General features: G+C 55.2%; 19 protein-coding genes. 10 read left to right on the top strand and 9 right to left on the bottom strand.

Going from position 1 to position 21,095, the window contains the following annotated elements:
• Positions 1-38 precede the first annotated feature (38 nt).
• The 7 genes from ACFQ1Z_RS06875 to kdsB all read left to right on the top strand — a co-directional run bounded on the left by ACFQ1Z_RS06875 (position 39) and on the right by kdsB (position 7,491).
• On the top strand, positions 39-2,402 hold the full coding sequence (locus ACFQ1Z_RS06875) for a DNA internalization-related competence protein ComEC/Rec2 (protein WP_379056563.1): 2,364 nt from the start codon (positions 39-41) through the stop codon (positions 2,400-2,402).
• A 102-nt stretch (positions 2,403-2,504) separates the two neighbouring features.
• Complete coding sequence (locus tag ACFQ1Z_RS06870; RefSeq protein WP_379056561.1) at positions 2,505-3,110, top strand: MotA/TolQ/ExbB proton channel family protein; 606 nt, start codon at positions 2,505-2,507, stop codon at positions 3,108-3,110.
• A gap of 26 nt (positions 3,111-3,136) precedes the next feature.
• A complete protein-coding gene (locus tag ACFQ1Z_RS06865; RefSeq protein ID WP_379056559.1) occupies positions 3,137-3,565 on the top strand; it encodes an ExbD/TolR family protein in 429 nt (142 codons plus the stop codon).
• A 197-nt stretch (positions 3,566-3,762) separates the two neighbouring features.
• Positions 3,763-5,517, top strand: a complete 1,755-nt coding sequence (msbA, locus tag ACFQ1Z_RS06860) for a lipid A export permease/ATP-binding protein MsbA (RefSeq protein WP_379056558.1) — start codon at positions 3,763-3,765, stop codon at positions 5,515-5,517.
• Positions 5,517-6,557, top strand: a complete 1,041-nt coding sequence (gene lpxK, locus ACFQ1Z_RS06855) for a tetraacyldisaccharide 4'-kinase (RefSeq protein ID WP_379056556.1) — start codon at positions 5,517-5,519, stop codon at positions 6,555-6,557. The genes msbA and lpxK overlap by 1 nt, the downstream gene beginning before the upstream one ends.
• Positions 6,554-6,736: a Trm112 family protein gene (locus ACFQ1Z_RS06850; protein WP_379056554.1), complete on the top strand. Its 183-nt coding sequence runs from the start codon at positions 6,554-6,556 to the stop codon at positions 6,734-6,736. The genes lpxK and ACFQ1Z_RS06850 overlap by 4 nt, the downstream gene beginning before the upstream one ends.
• 11 nt (positions 6,737-6,747) lie before the next feature.
• A complete protein-coding gene (kdsB, locus tag ACFQ1Z_RS06845; RefSeq protein WP_379056552.1) occupies positions 6,748-7,491 on the top strand; it encodes a 3-deoxy-manno-octulosonate cytidylyltransferase in 744 nt (247 codons plus the stop codon).
• 110 nt (positions 7,492-7,601) lie between these two features.
• Here kdsB and ACFQ1Z_RS06840 read toward each other — a convergent pair whose 3' ends face one another.
• Entirely contained in the window at positions 7,602-7,820 is a 219-nt protein-coding gene (locus ACFQ1Z_RS06840) for a hypothetical protein (protein ID WP_379056551.1), read from the bottom strand.
• A 118-nt stretch (positions 7,821-7,938) separates the two neighbouring features.
• Here ACFQ1Z_RS06840 and ACFQ1Z_RS06835 point away from each other — a divergent pair, with 118 nt between their 5' ends.
• Positions 7,939-9,786 (top strand): autotransporter family protein, encoded by a 1,848-nt coding sequence (locus ACFQ1Z_RS06835; RefSeq protein WP_379056550.1) that lies wholly within the window; start codon positions 7,939-7,941, stop codon positions 9,784-9,786.
• A gap of 1,757 nt (positions 9,787-11,543) precedes the next feature.
• Here ACFQ1Z_RS06835 and ACFQ1Z_RS06830 read toward each other — a convergent pair.
• From ACFQ1Z_RS06830 to ACFQ1Z_RS06795, 8 genes are all read right to left on the bottom strand, one after another.
• Positions 11,544-12,044, bottom strand: a complete 501-nt coding sequence (locus ACFQ1Z_RS06830; protein WP_379056549.1) for an FxDxF family PEP-CTERM protein — start codon at positions 12,042-12,044, stop codon at positions 11,544-11,546.
• A 124-nt stretch (positions 12,045-12,168) separates the two neighbouring features.
• Entirely contained in the window at positions 12,169-12,513 is a 345-nt protein-coding gene (locus tag ACFQ1Z_RS06825) for a DMT family protein (RefSeq protein ID WP_379056548.1), read from the bottom strand.
• 74 nt (positions 12,514-12,587) lie between these two features.
• Positions 12,588-12,926 carry a P-II family nitrogen regulator gene (locus tag ACFQ1Z_RS06820; RefSeq protein ID WP_325242023.1) on the bottom strand — a complete coding sequence of 113 codons (339 nt, stop codon included), beginning with the start codon at positions 12,924-12,926 and terminating at the stop codon, positions 12,588-12,590.
• 86 nt (positions 12,927-13,012) lie between these two features.
• Entirely contained in the window at positions 13,013-14,614 is a 1,602-nt protein-coding gene (locus tag ACFQ1Z_RS06815; RefSeq protein WP_379056546.1) for an NAD+ synthase, read from the bottom strand.
• A gap of 11 nt (positions 14,615-14,625) precedes the next feature.
• Positions 14,626-15,660 carry an ankyrin repeat domain-containing protein gene (locus tag ACFQ1Z_RS06810; RefSeq protein WP_379056545.1) on the bottom strand — a complete coding sequence of 345 codons (1,035 nt, stop codon included), beginning with the start codon at positions 15,658-15,660 and terminating at the stop codon, positions 14,626-14,628.
• 16 nt (positions 15,661-15,676) lie between these two features.
• The gene (sucD, locus tag ACFQ1Z_RS06805; RefSeq protein ID WP_379056544.1) at positions 15,677-16,558 is read right to left on the bottom strand and encodes a succinate--CoA ligase subunit alpha; all 882 of its coding nucleotides are present in this window, start codon (positions 16,556-16,558) and stop codon (positions 15,677-15,679) included.
• Between the two features lie 2 nt (positions 16,559-16,560).
• Positions 16,561-17,730, bottom strand: a complete 1,170-nt coding sequence (gene sucC, locus ACFQ1Z_RS06800; RefSeq protein ID WP_379056543.1) for an ADP-forming succinate--CoA ligase subunit beta — start codon at positions 17,728-17,730, stop codon at positions 16,561-16,563.
• A gap of 122 nt (positions 17,731-17,852) precedes the next feature.
• Positions 17,853-18,623 carry an elongation factor-1 alpha gene (locus ACFQ1Z_RS06795; protein ID WP_379056542.1) on the bottom strand — a complete coding sequence of 257 codons (771 nt, stop codon included), beginning with the start codon at positions 18,621-18,623 and terminating at the stop codon, positions 17,853-17,855.
• Positions 18,624-18,826: 203 nt separating this feature from the next.
• Between ACFQ1Z_RS06795 and serB the strand changes: the two genes are divergently transcribed.
• Together serB and chrA are read left to right on the top strand one after the other, a co-directional pair.
• Positions 18,827-19,666, top strand: a complete 840-nt coding sequence (gene serB, locus ACFQ1Z_RS06790) for a phosphoserine phosphatase SerB (protein ID WP_379056541.1) — start codon at positions 18,827-18,829, stop codon at positions 19,664-19,666.
• 53 nt (positions 19,667-19,719) lie between these two features.
• Positions 19,720-21,069 carry a chromate efflux transporter gene (gene chrA / locus ACFQ1Z_RS06785; protein WP_379056539.1) on the top strand — a complete coding sequence of 450 codons (1,350 nt, stop codon included), beginning with the start codon at positions 19,720-19,722 and terminating at the stop codon, positions 21,067-21,069.
• Positions 21,070-21,095: the final 26 nt, after the last annotated feature.

The following is a 21,095-nucleotide window of genomic DNA, read 5'->3' as shown; positions in this document are numbered from 1 at the left end:
GGCTGTTACAGCAACAACCCCGTCTTTGGTCTCTGGCTGTGTGGCTCTGTTGGTTGCTGGCGTTGACGCTGGCCTGGTCGCTGGCTTATCGCAGTGCTACTGCCGGCGCGCGCTGGCAGGCTTATTCCCAGTTATTCCGTAAACTGTTTGTGATTTTACTGGTGGCGGCCCTAGGCTTTGCCTGGGCGCAACTGCGTGCCTGGCATCGCTTGCAGGCACAGTTGCCCGCCGCTTGCGAACATCAGGTGATCACCGTGCAGGGCGTCATCGTCGGTGTGCCTGAGCGCGACGCGCGTGGCCAGCATGTGGACTTTGCCATAGAGCGCAGTTTCAGGGCAGACTGCCCGCTGCCGCAGCGCGTCAGATTACATCTTTACCAGCAGTCTTATCCCAATCGAAAATTTTCTCCCGACCAGCAATTTTCTTGCAGCCCAGCAGCGGCATCATCGCGAGTATTACCGCAATTGCAGGCAGGCGAGCGCTGGCAATGGCAGGTCAGGCTCAAACGCCCACACGCGACCAGAAACCCGCACGGCTTTGATTATGCAGGCTGGTGCCTGGCTAACCAGATAGGAGCTGGCGGTTCTATCGTCAGCAAAGCGCCTATGCGCAGGTTGCAGGCACTGGTGTGGCAGCCATCCGCGCTGATCGCTTATGCTCGCGCCCGTGTCGGCGACAGGATAGAAAAAGTGCTGGGCACTACGCCGCAGAGTGCAGTATTAAGGGCGCTGGTGATAGGCGACGATAGCCAGATAGCGCGCGCCGACTGGCAATTGTTTGTCGATACCGGCGTCAATCATCTGGTCTCTATCTCCGGCTTGCATATCACCATGCTGGCGTCTTTAGGCTATCTGTTCGTCAGCTGGCTATGGCGGCTGCGCCCTGGCTGGGCGTTGCGTATCCCTTCCCGCCTGGCAGCAGGCAGCGGCGGGGCACTGGTCGCCATCGCCTATGCTGCCCTGGCCGGATTCTCTATCCCCACCCAGCGTACCTTATTCATGCTGCTGACCATGATGGCGATGCTGAGTTTAAAGCAGCGCGTGCCTTTTGCCTGGGTGTTGAGTGCAGCGGTCTGGGTCGTACTGGTATTGGATCCCTGGGCGGTGATGGCACCAGGTTTCTGGTTATCGTTCGGCGCAGTGGCCATCCTGGCTTTTGCGCTGAGTGGCCGTTTGCGGCCTGCGCGCTGGTGGCGTAATGCATTGCACACCCAGTGGGTGATCACGCTGGCGTTTGTGCCGGTGTTGATTTTCCTGTTCAACCAGTTGTCGTTGATTTCACCGCTGGCGAATGGCCTGGCGATACCCGTAGTAAGTCTGGCGGTAGTACCACTGGCGATTGCTGGCGCCATCCTGCCGCTGGATTTCCTGTTACATTTTGCCGCCACGTTGTGGGAGTGGTGCGCACATGGCTTGTACTGGTTACGACAGTGGCCAGGCGCGGTTTGGTATTTGCCTACGCCTTCCGTGTGGGCGTGGTGTCTGTCTATGGCAGGCATGCTGGTCTGGTTACTGCCACGGGGCTGGCCATTGCGCTGGGCCGGGTTGCTGTTGTGGTTGCCGCTATTGCTACCCACGCTATCAGTGCTGCAACCCGGTCAAATGCGGGTCACGGTGCTGGATGTCGGCCAGGGTCTCAGTGTGCTGGTGCAGACCGCCCACCATAGCATGCTGTATGACGCCGGCCCTGCTTACAATGAAGAAAGCGATGCCGGTCAGCGCATCGTGTTGCCTTATTTACGCCATCTGGGGGTGCGTCAGCTGGATACCGCAGTGATATCGCACGATGATAACGATCATTCCGGTGGCATGGCCTCGGTGCTGGCGGGTGTTCCCGCTGGCAAACTCCTGAGTTCGCTCACAGCAGAGGCTGATTTTTTCAGGCAAATGCAGGCACTGCCGCACGCACCCGCTTTGCCGCTTCAATCATGCCGTCAGGGGCAACAATGGCAGTGGGATCAAGTGGTTTTTCACGTGCTTGCTCCAGCACAAGCTGCAACAGCAGAGGTGAAAGATAACAACAAGAGTTGTGTGATCAAAGTGACGTCGGCCCACGGCAGCTTGCTGTTGACCGGTGATATCGAGAAAGAAGCGGAACACTGGTTATTAGAAACCGCCCCTGATCAATTACCCACTACCGTGATGACCATCCCGCATCATGGCAGCAAGACCTCTTCCACGCCCGCTTTTGTGCAGGGCACGCAACCGGCGGTTGCGATCGCCACGGCTGGTTACCTGAATCGCTTTGGCCATCCCAAAGCCGAGGTGCTTGCCCGCTATGAGACGCAAGGCACGCAAATACTGCGATCAGACAGAGATGGCGCAGTGCTGATTGATTTTTTATCCGGACACAAGCCACTAGTGCGACGCTGGCGCCAGGTCGAACCGCGCTATTGGGAATAGTCACGCTGTGAATTGTAACGCTGGCGATACCTGACAAAACTTGCCCTCAGGGCTGGTTAACGCTAAAGTAGCGGAAGTTTAAAAACAACTGGAGTGTTTGCTGTGTGGGAAATCATTTTAGCGGCCGGTTGGCCAATCTGGCCTCTGGTTATTGCTTCCGTTATTGCGCTGGCGATTATTGTGGAGCGTTCCTGGGCTTTGCGCGCATCAGTCGTCACTCCTGATCAATTATTACCCGAAGTGCAAAACTGGCTCAAACAAGGTGGCGTCACGCGCGAAACCTTAAGCCGGCTCGAAGCCCACTCCCTGTTAGGCAAGGTTTTTGCCAGCGCACTGGCCAATATCGGCAACTCGCGCGAGATCACCAAAGAAGCGATCGAAGAAACCGGCCGTGCAGTCGCCCACAAGCTTGAACAATACCTGCCTACCCTGGGCACCATCGCCACGGTCGCGCCATTGCTGGGTCTGCTGGGTACCGTGATAGGTATGGTGGAACTGTTTGGTTCATTCACCAATAGCGGCCACGATGTCGCCCAGTTCGCGCGTGGTATTTCAGTGGCACTGTACAACACGGCCGCCGGTATCGTGGTGGCGGTGCCTGCCATGATCGCCTACAGGTATTTCCGCAGCAAAGTAGATGGTTTCCTGGTGGATATGGAGCAGCAGGCGATCAAGCTGGTCGAGATCATCCACGGTGACCGCAACTAGGTCGCAATCAAGGTTTAAGGCAAATTATGAATTTCAAGCGTGGTGTCCGCGACGAAGAGTTGGAGATCAACTTTATTCCACTGATCGATGTGTTGCTGGTGATCATTATTTTCCTGATCGTCAGTGCCACTTTTTCACGCACTAGCGAACTGCAGATCAATCTGCCGACCGCAGATGCCAGTTCGCCACAAGAAAAACCAATCACCATCACCGTTGAAGTAGATGCCAGTGGCCGTTACCTGGTGAACGGTAAAGAAGCCAATGGTGCAGTGGTGTCCGAGTTGTCCAGCGCGTTGGCGCAGGCCGGGGCCAAAGGGCCAGCAGGTAAAGAGCCTACCATTATCATCAATGCCGATGCCAAGGCCACGCATCAGTCTGTGATCAATATTATGGAAGCATCTCGCCTGGCGAATTACACCCATATCACTTTTGCCACCCAGGTGAATGCTAACTAGGTGAACTTAGGCTTACTTTGTCGCCTGAACCATTCGCCTTGCTATTTTGGTGCCCAGTTATTTTGTTATAAGTTCCGTTTACAGGCCCGTCATTTTGGCGGGCTATTTGTTTAGGAAACATCAGTCGCACATCGCTGCGGCTTGCACCTATTTAACAACTGGTCTGTGTTTCCTTAACCGTTTTCCCGAGAAGTGGCATGGCCCGCAAACAGAAATCTGATCAGAATAAAATCGTTAATCCCGGCAAGCTGTATAAACGGCTGATCGCCTACGCCTGGGATCACAAGATGCACTTTGTGGTGTCCATGGTCGCCACTGCCGTGCTTTCCTCCAGCAATACCGCCTTCCTCGCCCTGATCAAGGAGATCACCGATGAAGGCTTTGTCAGACAGTCGTCGCAACAGAAGTTCGGACTGCCTTTGCTGCTGTTCGCCCTGATGACGGTGCGCGCGCTGGCCGGATTCTTTTCTTCTTATAGCCTGCGTATCGTCGCCCGCCGCGTGGTAGAAAAACTGCGTAACCAGGTGTTCTCCAAGCTGCTGATGCTGCCGGTCAGTTTTTTTGATGCCAACTCCAATGGCCTGCTGGTTTCCAAACTGACCTATGACATTGAGCGCCTTTCTAATGTGGTGACGCGCTCGGCCCTGAATGTGTTGCGCGACGTGCTGACGGTGATAGGCCTGGTGGCATACATGATCTACCTGGACTGGAAACTGACGCTAGTATTTGCCGCCGTGGCACCTATCATGGGCATGTACCTGGCCAGGTCTACGCCCAAACTGCGCGCCAATGCCAAGAAAGTGCAGGAGGCGGTGGGCGAGATCACCAAAACTGCCGAAGAAGCGATTTCAGCGCAACGTATCGTCAAGATCTTCGGCGCGCAGGCGTTTGAGAATGAGCGTTTTGCCAATGTGGTGGCTAAAAACCGCACCCTGGAATTACGCACCGCCAGGATCTCCGGCCTGAATAGTTTTGTCATCGAGATCCTGTCGGCACTGGCCTTGGGGCTGGTGGTGTATTACGCCCTGGGCCAGTTCACGGTCGGCGAGTTCGCGGCATTTATAGGCGCTTTGCTGATGCTGATCGCGCCTATCAAACATATCACTGCCGCCAATGAAGATGTACAGGTCGGGCTGGCAGCTGCACAAAGTGTGTTTGAGCTGATGGACCTGGACAATGAGCGCGAAAGCGGCAGTTACCGCCTGGCGCATGCGCGCGGTGAGCTGGTGTTTAAAGATGTGACCGTGCGCTACCCGCAAGCCAAGAGCAGTGCTTTAAGCCAGCTGAGTTTTCAGGTCAGTGCCGGCGAGAAAGTCGCACTGGTAGGCCGTTCCGGCAGTGGCAAAACCACGCTGGTGAATCTATTGCCGCGCTTTTATGAAGTGCAGGAGGGCGCAGTACTGCTGGATGGCGTCGATGTGCGCGACTACCAGCTGGAAAGCCTGCGCGCGCAGTTCTCCCTGGTGAGCCAGGATATCGTGTTGTTCAACGACACCCTGTTTAACAATATTGCTTATGGAGCCTTGCGCAATGCCAGCGAAGCCGAGGTGATAGAAGCCGCCAAAGCCGCCAACGCCTGGGAATTTATCCAGCATATGCCGCTGGGTCTGCAAAGTGAGATAGGCGACCGCGGCGTGCGTTTGTCCGGCGGCCAGCGCCAACGCATCGCCATCGCGCGTGCCATCCTCAAGAACGCACCTATATTGCTACTCGATGAAGCGACTTCTGCGCTCGATAGCGAGTCAGAACTGCATGTGCAGAACGCCCTCGACAGACTGATGCAGAACCGCACGACCATAGTGATCGCACACCGCCTGAGCACGGTGGAGAACGCCGACCGCATACTGGTGATGGATAACGGCAAGATCATAGAGACTGGCTCGCACCAGGAGTTGCTGGCGCTCAATGGCTATTACAACCGGCTGTACCACAAAGAGTTTCAAGACGACTGATGTGGCAGTCATGGTTTGAGCGGCAATGGCAATACAAAGGGTGGGCGCAATGCCTGCTTTTGCCATTATCTTGGCTGTTTGCCGGCCTGGCGGCCTTACGCCGTGCGCTATATCGCTGGCGGCTGTTTGCCAGCAGCAGATTACCGGTGCCGGTGATCGTCATCGGCAATATTTCAGTCGGCGGTGTAGGCAAAACCCCACTGGTGATACATCTGGCCCAGGCATTGCGTGCAGCAGGCTATTCGCCGGGTATTATAAGTCGCGGCTATGGTGGCCGGCAGACTGGCGCCGTCAGCCCTGAAAGCGCACCTGAGCTGTATGGCGATGAGCCGGTGCTGATCGCGCAACGCAGCGCTAGCCCGGTATGGGTGCATGCCTTGCGCGCAGTCGCTGGCCGCGCTCTGCTACAGGCGCATCCTGAAACCGATGTGTTGATCTGCGATGATGGCTTGCAACATTATGCCTTGCAGCGCGATATTGAGATCGCGGTGGTCAACCGCCCGCATGGTTTGGGCAATGGCCGCTTGCTGCCCGCCGGGCCATTGCGTGAGCCTTTAAAGCGTTTGCAAACGGTGGACCTGCTGGTCGAGAGCGGGCAACTACCAGCGGCTGAAAGCCAAGTGCCTACAGCTGAAAAGCAAGCGCCAGCCTTTCAGCAGTCTTTGCAGCTGGGGCAGTGGACCTCACTGTCTGATTCTTCCCGCCATATCAGCCTGGCCGCATTACAGGCGCGGCCGTTAGTGGCCATCGCCGGCATAGCCCATCCGCAACGATTCTTCCAGACCATACAGGCGCTGGGGCTAAATTGTGAAACTAAAGTATTTGCCGACCATCATGCTTACACGCAGGCGGATTTTGCAGACTTGTCTGCTAAAACCATACTGATGACCGAGAAAGATGCCGTAAAATGCAGGCATCTGGCTTTAAGCGATGCCTGGTTTTTACCTGTGACTGCCGAGTTGAAACCGCTAGGGCACAGCCAAACATTCGCAGATTGCGTGATCAGTCTGCTAAAACAACGCGAAGGAAATAAAAAATGAATCCCAAGTTGCTGGAAATCCTGGTGTGCCCGGTCACCAAAGGGCCGCTGGTCTACGACAAACAAAAACAGGAGTTGATCTCCAAGTCTGCCCGCCTGGCCTATCCGGTGCGCGACGGCATTCCCGTCATGCTCGAAGATGAAGCGCGCCGCCTGCAAGAGCACGAGTACAGCGAGTAGGGCAGGCGCATATGTTCAAGGTCGTCATCCCTGCCCGTTTCGCCAGCAGCCGCCTGCCAGGCAAGCCCCTGCTGGATATCGCCGGTAAGCCTATGGTGATCCAGGTGGCGGTGCAGGCCAGCAAAAGCCAGGCGGGCGAGGTGGTAATAGCCACTGACCATGCCCCTATATTGCAAGTGGCCGGGCAGTATGGCTATGCCTCAGTCATGACGCGTGCGGACCACCCTTCAGGCACAGACCGCATTGCCGAGGTGGTGCAAAGCATGGGCTGGTCAGATGAAACCATAGTGGTCAATGTGCAGGGCGACGAGCCTTTGATAGACCCGGTGTTGATCAATGAAGTCGCGCAAGCTTTGCACAACGATAGTCAGGCAGTCATGGCCACGGCCTGCCACCCTATCCATGACCTGGAGCACTTTGAAAACCCCAATGTGGTCAAAGTCGTGCTCAACGCCAGCGGGCAGGCGCTGTACTTCAGTCGTGCCGCTATCCCTTATCCACGTGATGCCGAATATAAACAACATCTGGTCGCGCACCGCCACATAGGCATTTATGCTTATCGCGTCGGTTTTCTCAAGCGCTATGCCAGCCTGCCGGTGACCAGCCTTGAACAGATAGAGAGCCTGGAACAACTGCGCGTGCTCTACCACGGTTACCAGATCGCGGTCACCGTGACCGAGCATGCACCAGCCACTGGCGTGGATACCCCCGCCGACCTGGCTGCCGTGCGCGAGATCTTCTCCCGCACCGCTTGATGCCGCCCTTTACTTAAGGTCGGCATGCATAAGTCAGCATGCTTAAGCCGCAGAAAACAAAAAAGCCTCATGAATATGAGGCTTTTTTTTGCAACTGCGCTACTGCTTGATTAGCAGTTTTTCTGGCGACGCATAGCGATAGTATCCATCAGGCCCAGGCCTAACAGCAGCATGCCGTCAGTTTCCGCGTCAGGCAACGATGTGTCTGCCGTTAACAAGTGATAGTTTTTGTCAGCTTTATGGCTGCCAGATGTTTGAGAATGCCGCACTACCTGCATTTTTATTCTCAAGCTTTCATCTGGAAAGGCCAGCGGCATGCCAAAAAACACAACTAAGCCCCTGCAAACAACAGGCTTTCTATCTCTGCACTCTCACGTTAACCCCCAAGCTCAGCCCAGTTCTTTACCTGGTTCGCAGAGCCGTTTATTAACTCCAGCCAGCCTGCTGTTGGCCTTGTTATACCTGAGTGCTGAGCAGGCCCAGGCGGCCGTTTTTACAGTGGAATCTAACCAGACTGTTGAGGATATCGTGATTAAGGACGGTGATACACAATTGGTTAATGGCAAGGCGAAAAACACGACGGTGCGCGGTGCGAATGGGTCTACGTCCAGCGAGCAGTTTGTTTATGGCATAGCAGACGTCACCTCAGTGGAAGACCGCGGTGTTCAGTATGTAGAGCCAGGCGGTACTGCGAAGGAAACCACTGTAAAAGCAGATGGGAAAGTGTCTGTTTTCGCAAATGGGACTATAGAAAACCTCACTGTCAAATCCGGTGGCAATGCTTTTATTTATGCTGGCTCGATATGGAAAGGCTATATCAGGTTCGAGCCAGGCAGCAAAGATAGCGGATCCCCACTTACAACTACCTGGAAAATGACCGCCGGTTCTGCCCTCAATACCCTCAATCTTCTGGGCACCGGCCATATCGACTTTGAAGCCCCCGGCGGCGCGTTTGCCGCCAAAACCCTGAGCATAGAGAATCTCGTCGGCAAAGGTGGCCTGATCACGCTCAACCAGGTGCTGGACAACGGTAGTGTGGCGGGTGACAAGATCGTCATCCGCGATGGCGGTACTGTCACCGGCACCACCAATCTTGCCATCCGCAACCATGGCGGCCTCGGTGCCAAGACCACGGGCAACGGCCTGCTGGTGGTCGAGGCGCAAGGCAGTGCCGTCACCACCGCACAAAGCAGCAAAGATGGTTTCAAGCTCAAGCAGCCGGTGTATGCAGGTGCCTACGAATACCGGTTGCGCCCTGGCGATGCAAACGGCAATGGGCAGAACTGGTATCTGAGCAGCCAGTTAGGGAGTCCGTCAAGTGGTCAATTGAATGGACAGACGGCCTACCGTCCCGCCAGCGCCGCCTTGCCCGCACTCATGGATCTCTCCGGCCGTATGGCCCTGCATGCGCTGCTGCATGGCCCGCAAAGCGTAGGCAGCAGCATGGATACCAGCACCGACCCCAACGCCAAACACCCGCTGTGGCTATTCGCCAGCCAGGAGCGCCTGCATGCCGGCGGTGATGGCAGCGTCAACCCCAGCTACAGCAGCTGGATCAGCGGCCTGCACCTGGGCGGCGACCTCTGGCGCAACGAAACCAGCACCACCCGCTTAGGCGCGTATGGCTCAGTACTCTATAGCCAGGGTGATGCCAGTGGCCTGCTGCGCAGCCCTTCACACAGCGACGCCGGTAACCTCAGCCAGACCACCTATTTGGGTGGTCTATACCTGCTCAGCCAACTCCCCAACGGCGTCAACCTCAAAACTGCCGTGCAACTGCACCAGGGCAAAGGCAGCATCAGCAGCGGCGATAGCGCCACCCTCAAAAGCAATGGCGCCGCCGCCAGCCTGCAAGCCGGCCTGCCACTCCCCCTCAACCAGCACCTGACCTTAGAGCCACAGGCACAACTCATCTACCAGGTACAAGAATTCAACGACCTGCACCTGGCGGGCAATACTAAAGCACGGCTGGATAGCGACAACAGCGTACTCAGCCGGCTAGGCGCCAGACTGGCGTGGGAAGACAAACAAGCCACCCGGCCATGGGTGACAGAAGCCTTATTCAACATCTGGCACCGCAGTGGCGGCGAGCAGCGCGTGCGTTTCAGCACCCCGGCAGCGCAGAGCCGGGTAGAGGCAGATTTTGCCAATACCAGCCTGCAAGTGGGGTTGGCTAGCCGGATGACGTTTAAGTATGGCCTGAGCCTGGCGGGCAGCATGAGTTATCAGAAGGCGATAGAGCAGAGTGATTTGGAGAGTGTGACGGCGCAGGTGCATTTGAGGTGGGATATGTGAGGGGCAGGAGCTAGGGAGTAGGGAGTGGCTTGGTTGGAATGAAGTACTGGCTTTTAGGTTCTAATCGGTAGTTCTTTGGATGATTGGCAGGTTGTTTTTCGCCCCTCGGCGAGTTACTTTCCTTTGCTTGCCCAAAGGATAAGTAACCAAAGGAAAGGGCACCCTAGCATCCGCTTGTTTCCTGCGTTGCTCGTCAACGTGGGCGTCCAACGAAACTCGCCCTAGTGGCTTGCACACTACGCAAGCCACCGCGGAACTCGAACAGACGCTGGCCGAATACTCCCACGCTGCCTGCGCTACTCGGCGCGTCAGATAGGGGACCCTGGAAAGACACTACGCGGTTATTGAGGTGAGTCGTTCTCACTTCGTATCCCGCTCGACCAGCTTAAGAAACAAATCACAAGCAAATACACCGTTGCTCGGCTGACCGTAATTGGTAGTTCTTTGAATGGTTCGGTGCGCTGATTCAGCATTTTATTTCGCCTCTAGGCGAGTGCCTTTTCTTTGCGTGCCCAAAGAAAAGACACCAAAAGAAAGGGCACCCTAGCATCCGCTTGTTTCCTGCGTTGCTCGTCAAAATAAGCGGTCGCGAAACTCGCCCTAGCGGCCTGCACAGAACGCAGGCCACCGCGGAACTCAAACAGTCGCTCCCTTCCTCCTTATTTTGCCTGCGCTACTCGGCGCGTCAAATAGGGGCCCGAAGTCAACACCACTACGCAGTTAGTTAGGTGAGTTTCCTTACATTGCATCCCGTTCGACCAGCGTAATAAAACAAATCAAAAGCAAAGCAGAAAGAGCGTTGGCGGGTTGGTCTTAGATCACCCAGTTGCTAAGCACCCACTGTCTATTGCAGTTAACTGAATTTTCAACGTGGTGGTTTTAAACGGGCCCCTATCTGACGCGCCGAGTAGCGCAGTCAGCGTGGGAGGGGTCGACCAGCGTCTGTTCGAGTTCCGCGGTGGCTTGCGGGGTGTGCAAGCCGCTAGGGCGAGTTTCGTTGGACGCCCACGTTGACGAGCAACGGAGGGAAAAAGCGGATGCTAGGGTGCATTTCTTTTGGTTACTTTTTCTTTGTGCAAGCAAAGAAAAGTAACTCGCCTAGAGGCGAAAAAGAACGCTGAATCAGAGCACAAACGGTGCACTGAACCATCCAAAGAAATAGCTAAATTACAGCTTGTTGTCTACTTTGCTCTCGTCCATTGTTTTGCCCGACTTAGGCATAAGCGGTCGCAACCAGCGTAACAAAACAAATCTAAAACAAAAAAGTATAATTGGCGGGTTTGGTCTTAGATTACACAGTTTCTAAAGGCCCACTGCACTTGGCGGTTCACAAGTGGTCCATCGTGGTGGTTTTAAACGGGCCCCTATCTGACGCGCCGAGTAGCGCAGTCAGCGTGGGAGTTTTCGGCCAGCGTCTGTTCGAGTTCCGCGGTGGCTTGCGGGGTGTGCAAGCCGCTAGGGCGAGTTTCGTTGGACGCCCACGTTGATGAGCAACGGAGGAAACAAGCGGATGCTAGGGTGCATTTCTTTTGGTTACGTTTTCTTTGGGCAAGCAAAGAAAAGTAACTCGCCTAGAGGCGAAAAAGAACGCTGAATCAGAGCACAAACGGTGCATTGAATCATCTAGAGAAATACCAATTGCAACTTCCAGCAACTGCATCACTCGCTATCAACCAACTCTCTTGTCTATACCACCGCCGAAAACAAAAAAGCCTCATGAACCATGAGGCTTTTTTTACAACCACGCTGCCGTTAAATTAACGGTTCTTCTGGCGACGCAAAGCGATAGTACCCATCAAACCCAGACCAAACAACATCATGCCGTAAGTTTCTGGCTCTGGCACAGCTGAGGTCACTGCTGAAACGGTATAGCTACCAGTATAGTTGCCGCCACCCGCGAGGTTGAACTGCAAAGTGTAATTACCTGCAGCCAGATTTGAGAAATTGAATTTCCACACTGTAGGGTCCACGTCACTCAGTGAAGCGACCGGTGACCAGGTGTAGGTATCGCCTTTATCGCTGAACAGGCTGCCTTCCAGATACAGGCCGGAGTTTTTATCTTGTATCCATGTCACCCATGAGGACGGGTCTACTTCACCTGACAGGTTGAAAAAACTAGTGTCATGGTAGGAGATGCTGATCTTGGTGGTGTTGGCGTTGCCGGTACCTGGTTTGTCGTAGCCACTAAAGGTAGAGGTAGTCGCAAAAACAGAGGTGCTGGCTAACAGTAAAGCGGCGGCAAGTAATTTTTTCATCATATGATTCCCTGATTAACGAGGTTTGATTGGATTTGTTAATGTGGCAATCATAATGATGCGGACTATGGAAGGAAATAGCCCGTTCAGGCCCTGCCCTTACGGCCAGGGGAGGGGAGCAGCAAGGTCAGCTGCGGAAAATAAAGTACACCGCGCCCAGTATGCACAAGCCGGCCCACAGGTAATCCCATTTCAGTGGCTGTTGCATGTAGAAGATGGCAAACGGGACAAAGATGACCAGGGTGATCACTTCTTGCAGGATCTTGAGTTGCCCCAGGTTGAACTGGGTGTAACCTATGCGGTTGGCGGGTACCTGGAACAGGTATTCGACCAGTGCGATACCCCAGCTGACCAGTGCCGCGATGATCCACGGTTTGCTGCTGAGGTTTTTGAGGTGACCATACCAGGCAAACAGCATGAACAGGTTGGAGATGCTGAGTAATCCTATGGTTTTAAGTAGCGTAAAACTCATTGGTTTTCCTGGTGGGGTGAGTATGGCAACCCGGGTTGAGTTGCCATAGGGGAGATACAGAGCTATCGTGTACTTTAGATGGCCGCTTCGCCGGTTTCACCGGTTCTGATACGGATCACTTGTTCGACCGAGGTGACAAAGATCTTGCCATCACCAATCTTGCCGGTGTGCGCTGCCTTGATGATGGCTTCAATCGCGTTATCGAGCATGTTTTCTGCCAGCACTACTTCTACTTTGATCTTGGGCAAAAAGTCCACCACGTATTCGGCACCACGGTAAAGTTCGGTATGGCCTTTCTGGCGGCCAAAGCCTTTGACTTCTGTCACGGTGAGTCCGTTGACACCAATCGCTGACAAGGCCTCGCGTACTTCATCGAGTTTGAATGGTTTAATGACGGCTTCAAGTTTTTTCATATGTGCTCCGTGGTTAACTTTTAAAACATTCTACGCAACCACTGCTGTTAATTCAAATGCCGCAGCGGCCAAATAGGCAAAGGTGTTCAAAATGTCAGCTGGCAAGTGATAGGGTAGCGGCGGTCTTTACCAAAGCCACGTTCGGTGATGCGCACACCCACTGCTGCCTGCCTGCGTTTGTATTCGTTACGGTCTATCAGCCGGGTGACGCGCTCAACGTCGGCGCGGCTAAAGCCTTTTTGGATGATGCTTTCTATGCCCTGGTCTTTTTCCACATAGGCTTCCATGATGGCGTCGAGTATCTCATAGGCGGGCAGGCTGTCCTGGTCGGTCTGGTCTGCGCGCAATTCGGCGCTGGGCGGGCGGGTGATGATACGCGGCGGGATCACCTGGCCCAGGCTGTTGCGGTAGTTGGCCAGTTTATACACCAGTGTTTTAGGTACGTCTTTGATTAGGGCAAAGCCGCCGGCCATATCGCCGTATAGCGTGCTGTAACCGACGGCGGTCTCTGACTTGTTGCCGGTGGTGATGACCAGGTGGCCGAATTTATTGCTGATCGCCATCAGCAGCATGCCGCGGATACGCGCCTGCAGGTTTTCTTCGGTGGTATCAAATGCCTTGCCGGTGAACTCTTCAGCCAGCGTTTCGCAAAAGCCGTTAAACAAGGGTTTGATCGGTAACACACTGTATTCGACATCCAGCAGCCTAGCCATGTCGGCGGCGTCTTGTATGCTGATATCTGCTGTGAATTCTGACGGCATCATCACCGCTTTGACGCGCTCTTTGCCCAGGGCATCGACGGCGATAGCCAGGGTCAGGGCCGAATCTATACCGCCGGATAAACCGAGTACCACGCTGGGGAAGCGGTTCTTTTCCACGTAGTCTTTCAGGCCCAGCTGCAAGGCCTGGTAGACAGTCGCCTCCAAAGTAGGGTGCTGGCTGATGGCTGCCGGCACCGGTTGTGCCTGTGCCAGCGTCAGATAGCCCAGGCAGTCCTCAAACATGGGGAATTCCTGCGTGAGTTCGCCCTGGCTGTTCATGGCGAATGAGCCGCCATCAAACACCAGTTCGTCTTGCCCGCCCACCATATTGGCATAAATCACAGGCAGGCCGGTCTCGAGTATGCGCTCACGCAGCACCTGGTAACGCGTCTGCTGCTTGTGCAGGTGGTAGGGCGAGGCATTGATCACCAGCAGCACTTGTGCGTTGGCCTGCAAGGCCTGCAGCGCAGGCGCGGGTTCCCAGATATCGGCACAGATCAGCACGCCGTAGCGTGTGCCTTGCCATTCAAACACCAGTGGCAGATCGCCGGCGACAAAATAACGCTCTTCATCAAACACGTTATAGTTGGGCAGGTGATGTTTATGATAAGTGGCCTGGATACGGCCAGAGTGTATCAGCGTAGCGGCGTTATAGCGTTTGCCGGCGATTTCGTGCGGGTGGCCTATCAACACTGCCAGCTCAGCGGGCAACTGCTGTTCCAGCCAGTGTAGTGCGCGCTGGTTGGCGGCGTAAAAGTCCTGCCTGAACAACAGATCTTCAGGTGGGTAGCCGCACAGCGACAGCTCAGGTGTCAGCAACAGGCGGGCGCCTGCCTGATGGGCCTGGTTGGCTAGTTCGAGTATGCGTTCGGCATTTTTCTGCATGGCACCGACCATGCTGTTCATTTGGGCAATGGCGATTTTCATGCAGCAGTCATTCAGTATTTACCACCGGCGGCTTTGATCAGCTCAACCATGGCCGGGTTTTGCGCCTTGAGTGCATAGACATAAGCCGTCAGGCCATATTGGTCACGGGTTTTAACATCCGCGCCGTGTTTGATCAGCAGGGCGGCCATGTCCGGAGAGTTGTTGCTGACGGCCAGATGCAACAGCGGCGTGCCTTCGCTATCCTCGTGGTCTATGTCCGCTTTGCGCTCCAGCAGGGCAGAGGCTACTTCTTTCTGGTCTTTTTTCACGGCCCAGGTCAGCGCCGTCCATTCATGCTCGTCTTCTTCTTCTAGCTTGGCACCATGTTCCAGCAAGGTGATCACCGCCGGGGTAAAGCCTTCCCTGGCTGCAATCATGAGCGCGGTGGTGCCCAGTTTGTCTTTCAGGTTAGGGTCGGCGCCGTTTTTAAGGATGGCGGTGATGGTAGGCACATTGCCACTTTTGGCGGCATACATGAGCACGGTTTTGCCATCGCTGGCGCGTACATTGGCGTCAAAACCTTTGGCGATGATCAGGCCGACTATCTCGCTATAGCCCGATGTGGCAGCCAGGCCCAGCGCACTCCAGCCATCCGGGTCGCGTACTTTGACATCGCTGCCTTTATCCAGCAGCACTTTCACCGCGTCTATGTTGTTCTTTTTGGCGGCGAACATCAGCGCTGTCCAGCCACCCTGGTCTTTGGCATTGATGTTGGCACCGCCGTCAAGCAGCGCGCGTATCACCTCTGCCTGGTTTTTGCGTGCGGCATACATCAGCGGCGTGATCTTCTCGCCATCGGTGACATTAGGGTTGGCACCGCTTTTGAGCAGGGCTTTTACCGTGGTGATATCGCCTTTGGAGGAGGCGATCAGCAGGTAAGATATATCCGCGCCGCTGTCGGCACTGGCTTGCTCGCTGGCCGCGGCTTCAGGCGCTGCTTTGTTTTTGTGCTTGCTGGCCGCTTGCACATTCAGGCTTAGCCCCAGCAACAAAGCAGCACATAGCCACAGGCCAGACCAGGATGTTGAACTGGGGATACGCTTCATGCTGTCTCCTAACGATTTATTTGGCAGCACGCTGTATGGCTGCCAGTACTGCCTCACCCAGGCCGGCTGGTGAGTCGGCAACGACACAGCCTGCAGATTCCAGGGCGGCGATCTTGTCTTCGGCACGGCCTGAACCGCCGGAGATGATGGCACCGGCATGGCCCATGCGCTTGCCTTTAGGCGCGGTCAGGCCCGCAATATAGGCAGCCACCGGTTTGGTGACGTGGTGTTTGATAAAGTCTGCTGCCGCTTCTTCATCGCTGCCGCCGATCTCGCCGACCATGATGATGGCTTCAGTTTCAGGGTCGTTCTGGAACAGCTCCAGGCAATCAATGAAGTTCAGGCCTTTGATCGGGTCGCCACCTATGCCGACACAGGTGGTTTGACCCAAACCCAGCGCAGAGGTTTGGTGCACGGCTTCATAGGTCAGCGTGCCGGAACGGGAAACCACACCGACCTTGCCACGCTTGTGTATGCTGCCCGGCATGATGCCTATCTTGCATTCGTCCGGCGTGATCACACCAGGGCAGTTGGGGCCTATCAGTTTGGTGCCATTGGCACGCAAGGCGGCTTTCACGTTGAGCATATCCAGCACCGGGATACCTTCAGTGATACAGACGATCAGTTCTATGCCGGCATCGGCTGCTTCCAGGATAGAGTCGGCGGCAAATGGCGGCGGCACGTAGATCACGCTGGCATTGGCCTGCGTCTCTTGCACGGCGACACGCATGGTGTTGAACACCGGCAGCTGCAAATGCTGCTGGCCGCCTTTGCCCGGCGTCACGCCACCGACCATGTGCGTGCCGTAAGCCAGCGCCTGTTCGGAATGGAAAGTACCCTGTTTGCCGGTAAAACCCTGGCACAATACTCTGGTATTTTTATTGACTAGGATAGACATGACTACACACCTTCACTCACTGCTTTAACGGCCTGTTTGGCCCCGTCGGTCAGTCCATCTGCCGAAATGATATTCAAGCCGCTTTCACGCAGCATCTGTTTGCCCAGTTCTACATTGGTGCCTTCCAGGCGCACGATCACCGGGATAGTCATGCCGACTTCTTTCACTGCGGTGATGATGCCGGTGGCTATGATGTCGCAACGCATGATGCCGCCAAAGATATTGACCAGTATGGCTTTCACATTCTGGTCTGCCAGTATGATCTTGAATGCCTTGGTCACCGTCTCTGCGGTCGCACCACCGCCAACATCTAGGAAGTTGGCCGGCATGCCGCCATGCAGTTTGATCAGGTCCATGGTCGCCATGGCCAGGCCGGCACCATTGACCATACAGCCGATATTGCCGTTGAGGGCGATGTAATTCAGGCCACTGTGGTGGGCTTCGGCTTCCTTTTCGTCGTCCTGCGACCAGTCACGGATCTCCGCAAACGGTTTTTGCCGGTAGAGCGCGTTGTCATCCACCGTCATCTTGCAGTCCAGTGCCACCAGTTTACCTTCAGCGGTGACCACCAGCGGGTTGATCTCGAGCAAGGATAAATCATTATCCTTGAACAGTTTGTACAAGCCTTTAGCCAGCTTGCTGAACGCAGCGATCTGCTCGCCACTCAAGCCCAGGCCAAAAGCCAGGTTGCGGGCCTGGTAATCCACCAGGCCATTCAGCGGGTCACACACTTCCTGCAGGATCTGGTCCGGCTGCGTTGCCGCGATCTCTTCGATATCCATGCCGCCTGCGCTGGAGGCGACCATGACCACACGTTCCAGGCTGCGGTCTACCAGCATGGAAAGATACAGTTCACGCGCGATGGGCAAGGTCTGCTCTACCAGCACCTGGTGCACAGGCTGGCCGTCAGGTGCGTTCTGGTAAGTCACCAGATGTTTACCCAGCAGGCCACCCGCCACGGTCTGTGCTTCGAGTGCCGATTTCACCACCTTGACGCCACCGGCTTTGCCACGGCCACCGGCATGCACTTGCGCTTTGACCACCCAGGCTTCGCCGCCCAGTTCTTTGGTGGCGGCTGCAGCGGCTTCTTCGGATTGGACAACCAGACCGGCTGGAGTGACTAAACCGTACTTTTGCAGTAATTGTTTAGCCTGATATTCGTGCAGATTCATGAAAATAAACTGTTTTTGTGATTAAGCTGCCATTTTGGCGCAAATGCCCATTCAAAGCTAGGCTGCAAACAAAAAAACCGCAGCTAACTGCGGTTTTTTTAGTGCTTGAGCCGTGTGGCCGCTTATAGGTCTTGCGCCCAGGCATTGCCATAGACTTTGCCATTGCGCGACAGCACCAGCATCTGGTACATGCTGATCACCCACATATAGGTAGAAGCCAGGCTATACCCCATGCCGCCTATAATGGTCAGCCAGGCAAAATGTGGTGACCATTTGGTCAGCCACCATGACATCACGTCAGCGATCAAAAACGCGAACGGGAAAGCGATGGCGATCACTTTGGCGGTTTTTGGCACATTGACGGCAAAGCTGAAGATCAGGCCGATAAAAAAGAAGATGAAACTGATGCCGAACAAGTGGATATGCGATACCCGGGTCAGGCCGCTGATGGTGGCGCCTTCGTTGACTTCGGCACGCGCTTTCACCTCTTCATATTTGGTAAAGTCGGGAATGCCGGGAATATTGCTGTGGCACATGACACAGTGCTGGGCAAAAATACCTTTGTAATGCGATTCCCACTGGTCTTGCGGCGCGCCCAGCTGTGCCCATTTGATAATGTCCTGGCGCACTTCCAGCGGTGCCTTGTCAGACATGGAGCCATTCAGCTTGCTCGCCAGTTTGGTGCCGCTACGGTCACCATAGTAACTGTAGACGATGTCGTTGACCGATAAGCCGAATTTACCGTCGGCCATGCCGTGGGTGAGCATGATCTGCAAACCGGCCATACACAAGCCTACCCCTATCACCAGCAGATAACCGACAAACAGCGCTTTCAGCGGTAATGGAAGATTAGGCAGGTTGAGCCATGGTAATGTTTGAGACTCTTGTTTCATTACGTTCCCTATGTAGTCTGATAGATAAGTAGTCTGATTTAAATGATCGGAATAAAAAGTTTTAAACGCGATTAATTTTATTTTTGGCAAGCATACCACCGCGCTGGAAAATCCTAAAACAGAAATATTCCTTCACGCGGACAAATCAAGCATTGCGGCTTACGCTGGTATAATCCAGCCTTTCAATTCCAGTAGGTTTTATCATGCGCTTAGTGGTTCAAGGCCCTGCCATCAGCATGGCTCATCTCACGCATATTCACGGCCTGGTCGGCGGCTACACTCAATTCGCCCAGGTGGCTGAACATGCTTATTACCTGCCGGTGGCTGAGGGTGAGTACCTGGAGGTAAAAGCATTTTGCGCCAGCGAGCAGATAGATTGCGCACTGGTGGCCGACGCTCACCGGCTGCAAAAATTCGGGCTGTGTGTGATGGATATGGATTCCACCCTGATCTCTATCGAATGCATAGATGAGATCGCCGACATGATGAATATCAAGCCACAGGTGGCCGAGATCACCGAAGCCGCCATGCGTGGCGAGCTGGATTTCTCTGCCAGCCTGCGTAAACGCGTGGCCCTGCTCAAAGGCCTGCCCGAGCAAGCCTTGCAACAAGTGATCACTGAGCGCCTGCGTTTTAATCCAGGGGTAGAGCACTGGATAGCGACCTGCAAACAGCACGGCATTAAAACCATGGTGGTTTCCGGCGGTTTTACCGTGTTTGCCAACCATGTGCAACAAACGCTGGGGCTGGATTATGCTGTTTCCAACACGCTGGAGATCATCGACGGCAAGCTGACCGGGCAAGTGCTGGGCGAGATCGTCGATGCGCAGCGCAAGGCGGATGAGTTGATCAGCCTGCGCGACCAGCTAGGCTTGAACGCCAGCCAGACCATCGCCATAGGCGATGGCGCCAACGACCTGAAAATGATGTCGGTTGCCGAAGTAGGGGTGGCTTATCATGCCAAACCGGTAGTGCAGCAACAGGCCAGATATGCATTGAATATCGTCGGCCTCGATGGTGTGGCCAACCTGTTAACCATGTAGCGATCAGGCGCTTGTGACTTAAAACGTAAAAAATATTTCTTAGGGAGCGACGCATGAGCGGGATGACTGAAGCAGGCGCTGCCCCTGACAGCGTGACGCTGAAACAGGCCAGCCTGTACTGGCTCAAGCTTGGCTGTATCAGCTTCGGCGGGCCAGCCGGCCAGATCGCCATCATGCATCATGATCTGGTAGAGCAAAAACGCTGGATATCTGAAAGCCGCTTTTTGCATGCATTGAATTACTGCATGATGCTGCCTGGCCCCGAAGCGCAGCAGCTGGCCACTTATATCGGCTGGCTGATGCACCGCACCGTTGGCGGCCTGGTCGCCGGCATCCTGTTTTTCCTGCCTTCCTTTTTTATGCTGTGCGGCCTGGCCTGGGTTTATATGGCTTATGGTTCGCTGCCGGCGGTAGCCGCCGTGTTTCATGGCATCAAGCCTGCCGTAGTTGCCATCGTGCTGTTTGCCGCCTACCGCATGGCAAGCAAAACCCTGAAAAATCCCTTGCTATGGGCTATCGCCATCCTGGCATTCATCGCTGTGTTTATTTTCAAACTGCCTTTCCCATGGCTGGTGCTGGCGGCAGGCTTGACCGGCCTGGCAGGCGGACAGTATGCGCCGGCTTATTTTCAGACCGCTGGCATACACGGCGTGCAACAGCCTGGCCATGGCAAGGCATTGATAGATGACAGCACGCCCACGCCTGCGCATGCAAGATTCAGCTGGCAACGCCTCAGGCGGGTGTTGTTCTGCGGAATCGCCCTGTGGCTGCTGGTGATGCTGGCTTTAATAGCCGCTTATGGCTGGCACGGCGCTTACACCCAGATGAGCTGGTTTTTTACCAAGGCGGCACTGCTGACTTTTGGCGGTGCCTATGCGGTATTGCCCTATGTCTATCAGGGCGCAGTCGAGCAATATCACTGGCTGTCGCCTGGCCAGATGATAGATGCGCTGGCACTGGGTGAAACGACGCCTGGGCCGCTGATCATGGTGGTGACATTTGTGGCTTATGTAGGCGGCTGGCATGCCGAAGTGTTAGGCAGCGCACATGCCGCATGGTCAGGCCTGGTGGCAGCCACCCTGGTCACTTTTTTTACTTTTTTGCCCAGCCTGGTGTTTATTTTTCTGGGTGGGCCGTTCATAGAAACCACGCACGGCAATCTCAGGCTGACCGCGCCATTGAGTGCGATCGCAGCTGCCGTGGTCGGCGTGATCTTTAGTCTGGCATTGTTTTTTGCCTGGCATATCTACTGGCCGCAGGGCCTGGCCTACGCCGTGGATTGGTTCTCGGTAGTGCTGAGTCTGCTGGCGCTGCTGGCCGTGCTTAAATATCAGGTCAATGTAGCGCTGGTGATCGTTGCCAGCGGCTTAGCCGGCGCATTGGCGCCCTGGATTTTCACCTAGGCGGGGCCTGCTTTTTGGCGATAAGT

Origin of the sequence: Methylophilus luteus, from assembly GCF_042676265.1 — a bacterium.
Lineage (GTDB): Bacteria > Pseudomonadota > Gammaproteobacteria > Burkholderiales > Methylophilaceae > Methylophilus > Methylophilus luteus.
Note: the sequence above shows the minus strand (reverse complement) of the source record. Positions and strands in the feature narration are given on the sequence as shown.

Coding starts and splice junctions, on each gene's coding strand:
- ACFQ1Z_RS06865 (WP_379056559.1), top strand. CDS start 3,137: ATGAATTTCAAGCGTGGTGTCCGCGACGAAGAGTTGGAGATCAACTTT.
- msbA (WP_379056558.1), top strand. CDS start 3,763: ATGGCCCGCAAACAGAAATCTGATCAGAATAAAATCGTTAATCCCGGC.
- lpxK (WP_379056556.1), top strand. CDS start 5,517: ATGTGGCAGTCATGGTTTGAGCGGCAATGGCAATACAAAGGGTGGGCG.
- ACFQ1Z_RS06850 (WP_379056554.1), top strand. CDS start 6,554: ATGAATCCCAAGTTGCTGGAAATCCTGGTGTGCCCGGTCACCAAAGGG.
- kdsB (WP_379056552.1), top strand. CDS start 6,748: ATGTTCAAGGTCGTCATCCCTGCCCGTTTCGCCAGCAGCCGCCTGCCA.
- ACFQ1Z_RS06830 (WP_379056549.1), bottom strand. CDS start 12,044: ATGATGAAAAAATTACTTGCCGCCGCTTTACTGTTAGCCAGCACCTCT.
- ACFQ1Z_RS06825 (WP_379056548.1), bottom strand. CDS start 12,513: ATGAGTTTTACGCTACTTAAAACCATAGGATTACTCAGCATCTCCAAC.
- ACFQ1Z_RS06820 (WP_325242023.1), bottom strand. CDS start 12,926: ATGAAAAAACTTGAAGCCGTCATTAAACCATTCAAACTCGATGAAGTA.
- ACFQ1Z_RS06815 (WP_379056546.1), bottom strand. CDS start 14,614: ATGAAAATCGCCATTGCCCAAATGAACAGCATGGTCGGTGCCATGCAG.
- ACFQ1Z_RS06810 (WP_379056545.1), bottom strand. CDS start 15,660: ATGAAGCGTATCCCCAGTTCAACATCCTGGTCTGGCCTGTGGCTATGT.
- sucD (WP_379056544.1), bottom strand. CDS start 16,558: ATGTCTATCCTAGTCAATAAAAATACCAGAGTATTGTGCCAGGGTTTT.
- sucC (WP_379056543.1), bottom strand. CDS start 17,730: ATGAATCTGCACGAATATCAGGCTAAACAATTACTGCAAAAGTACGGT.
- ACFQ1Z_RS06795 (WP_379056542.1), bottom strand. CDS start 18,623: ATGAAACAAGAGTCTCAAACATTACCATGGCTCAACCTGCCTAATCTT.
- serB (WP_379056541.1), top strand. CDS start 18,827: ATGCGCTTAGTGGTTCAAGGCCCTGCCATCAGCATGGCTCATCTCACG.
- chrA (WP_379056539.1), top strand. CDS start 19,720: ATGAGCGGGATGACTGAAGCAGGCGCTGCCCCTGACAGCGTGACGCTG.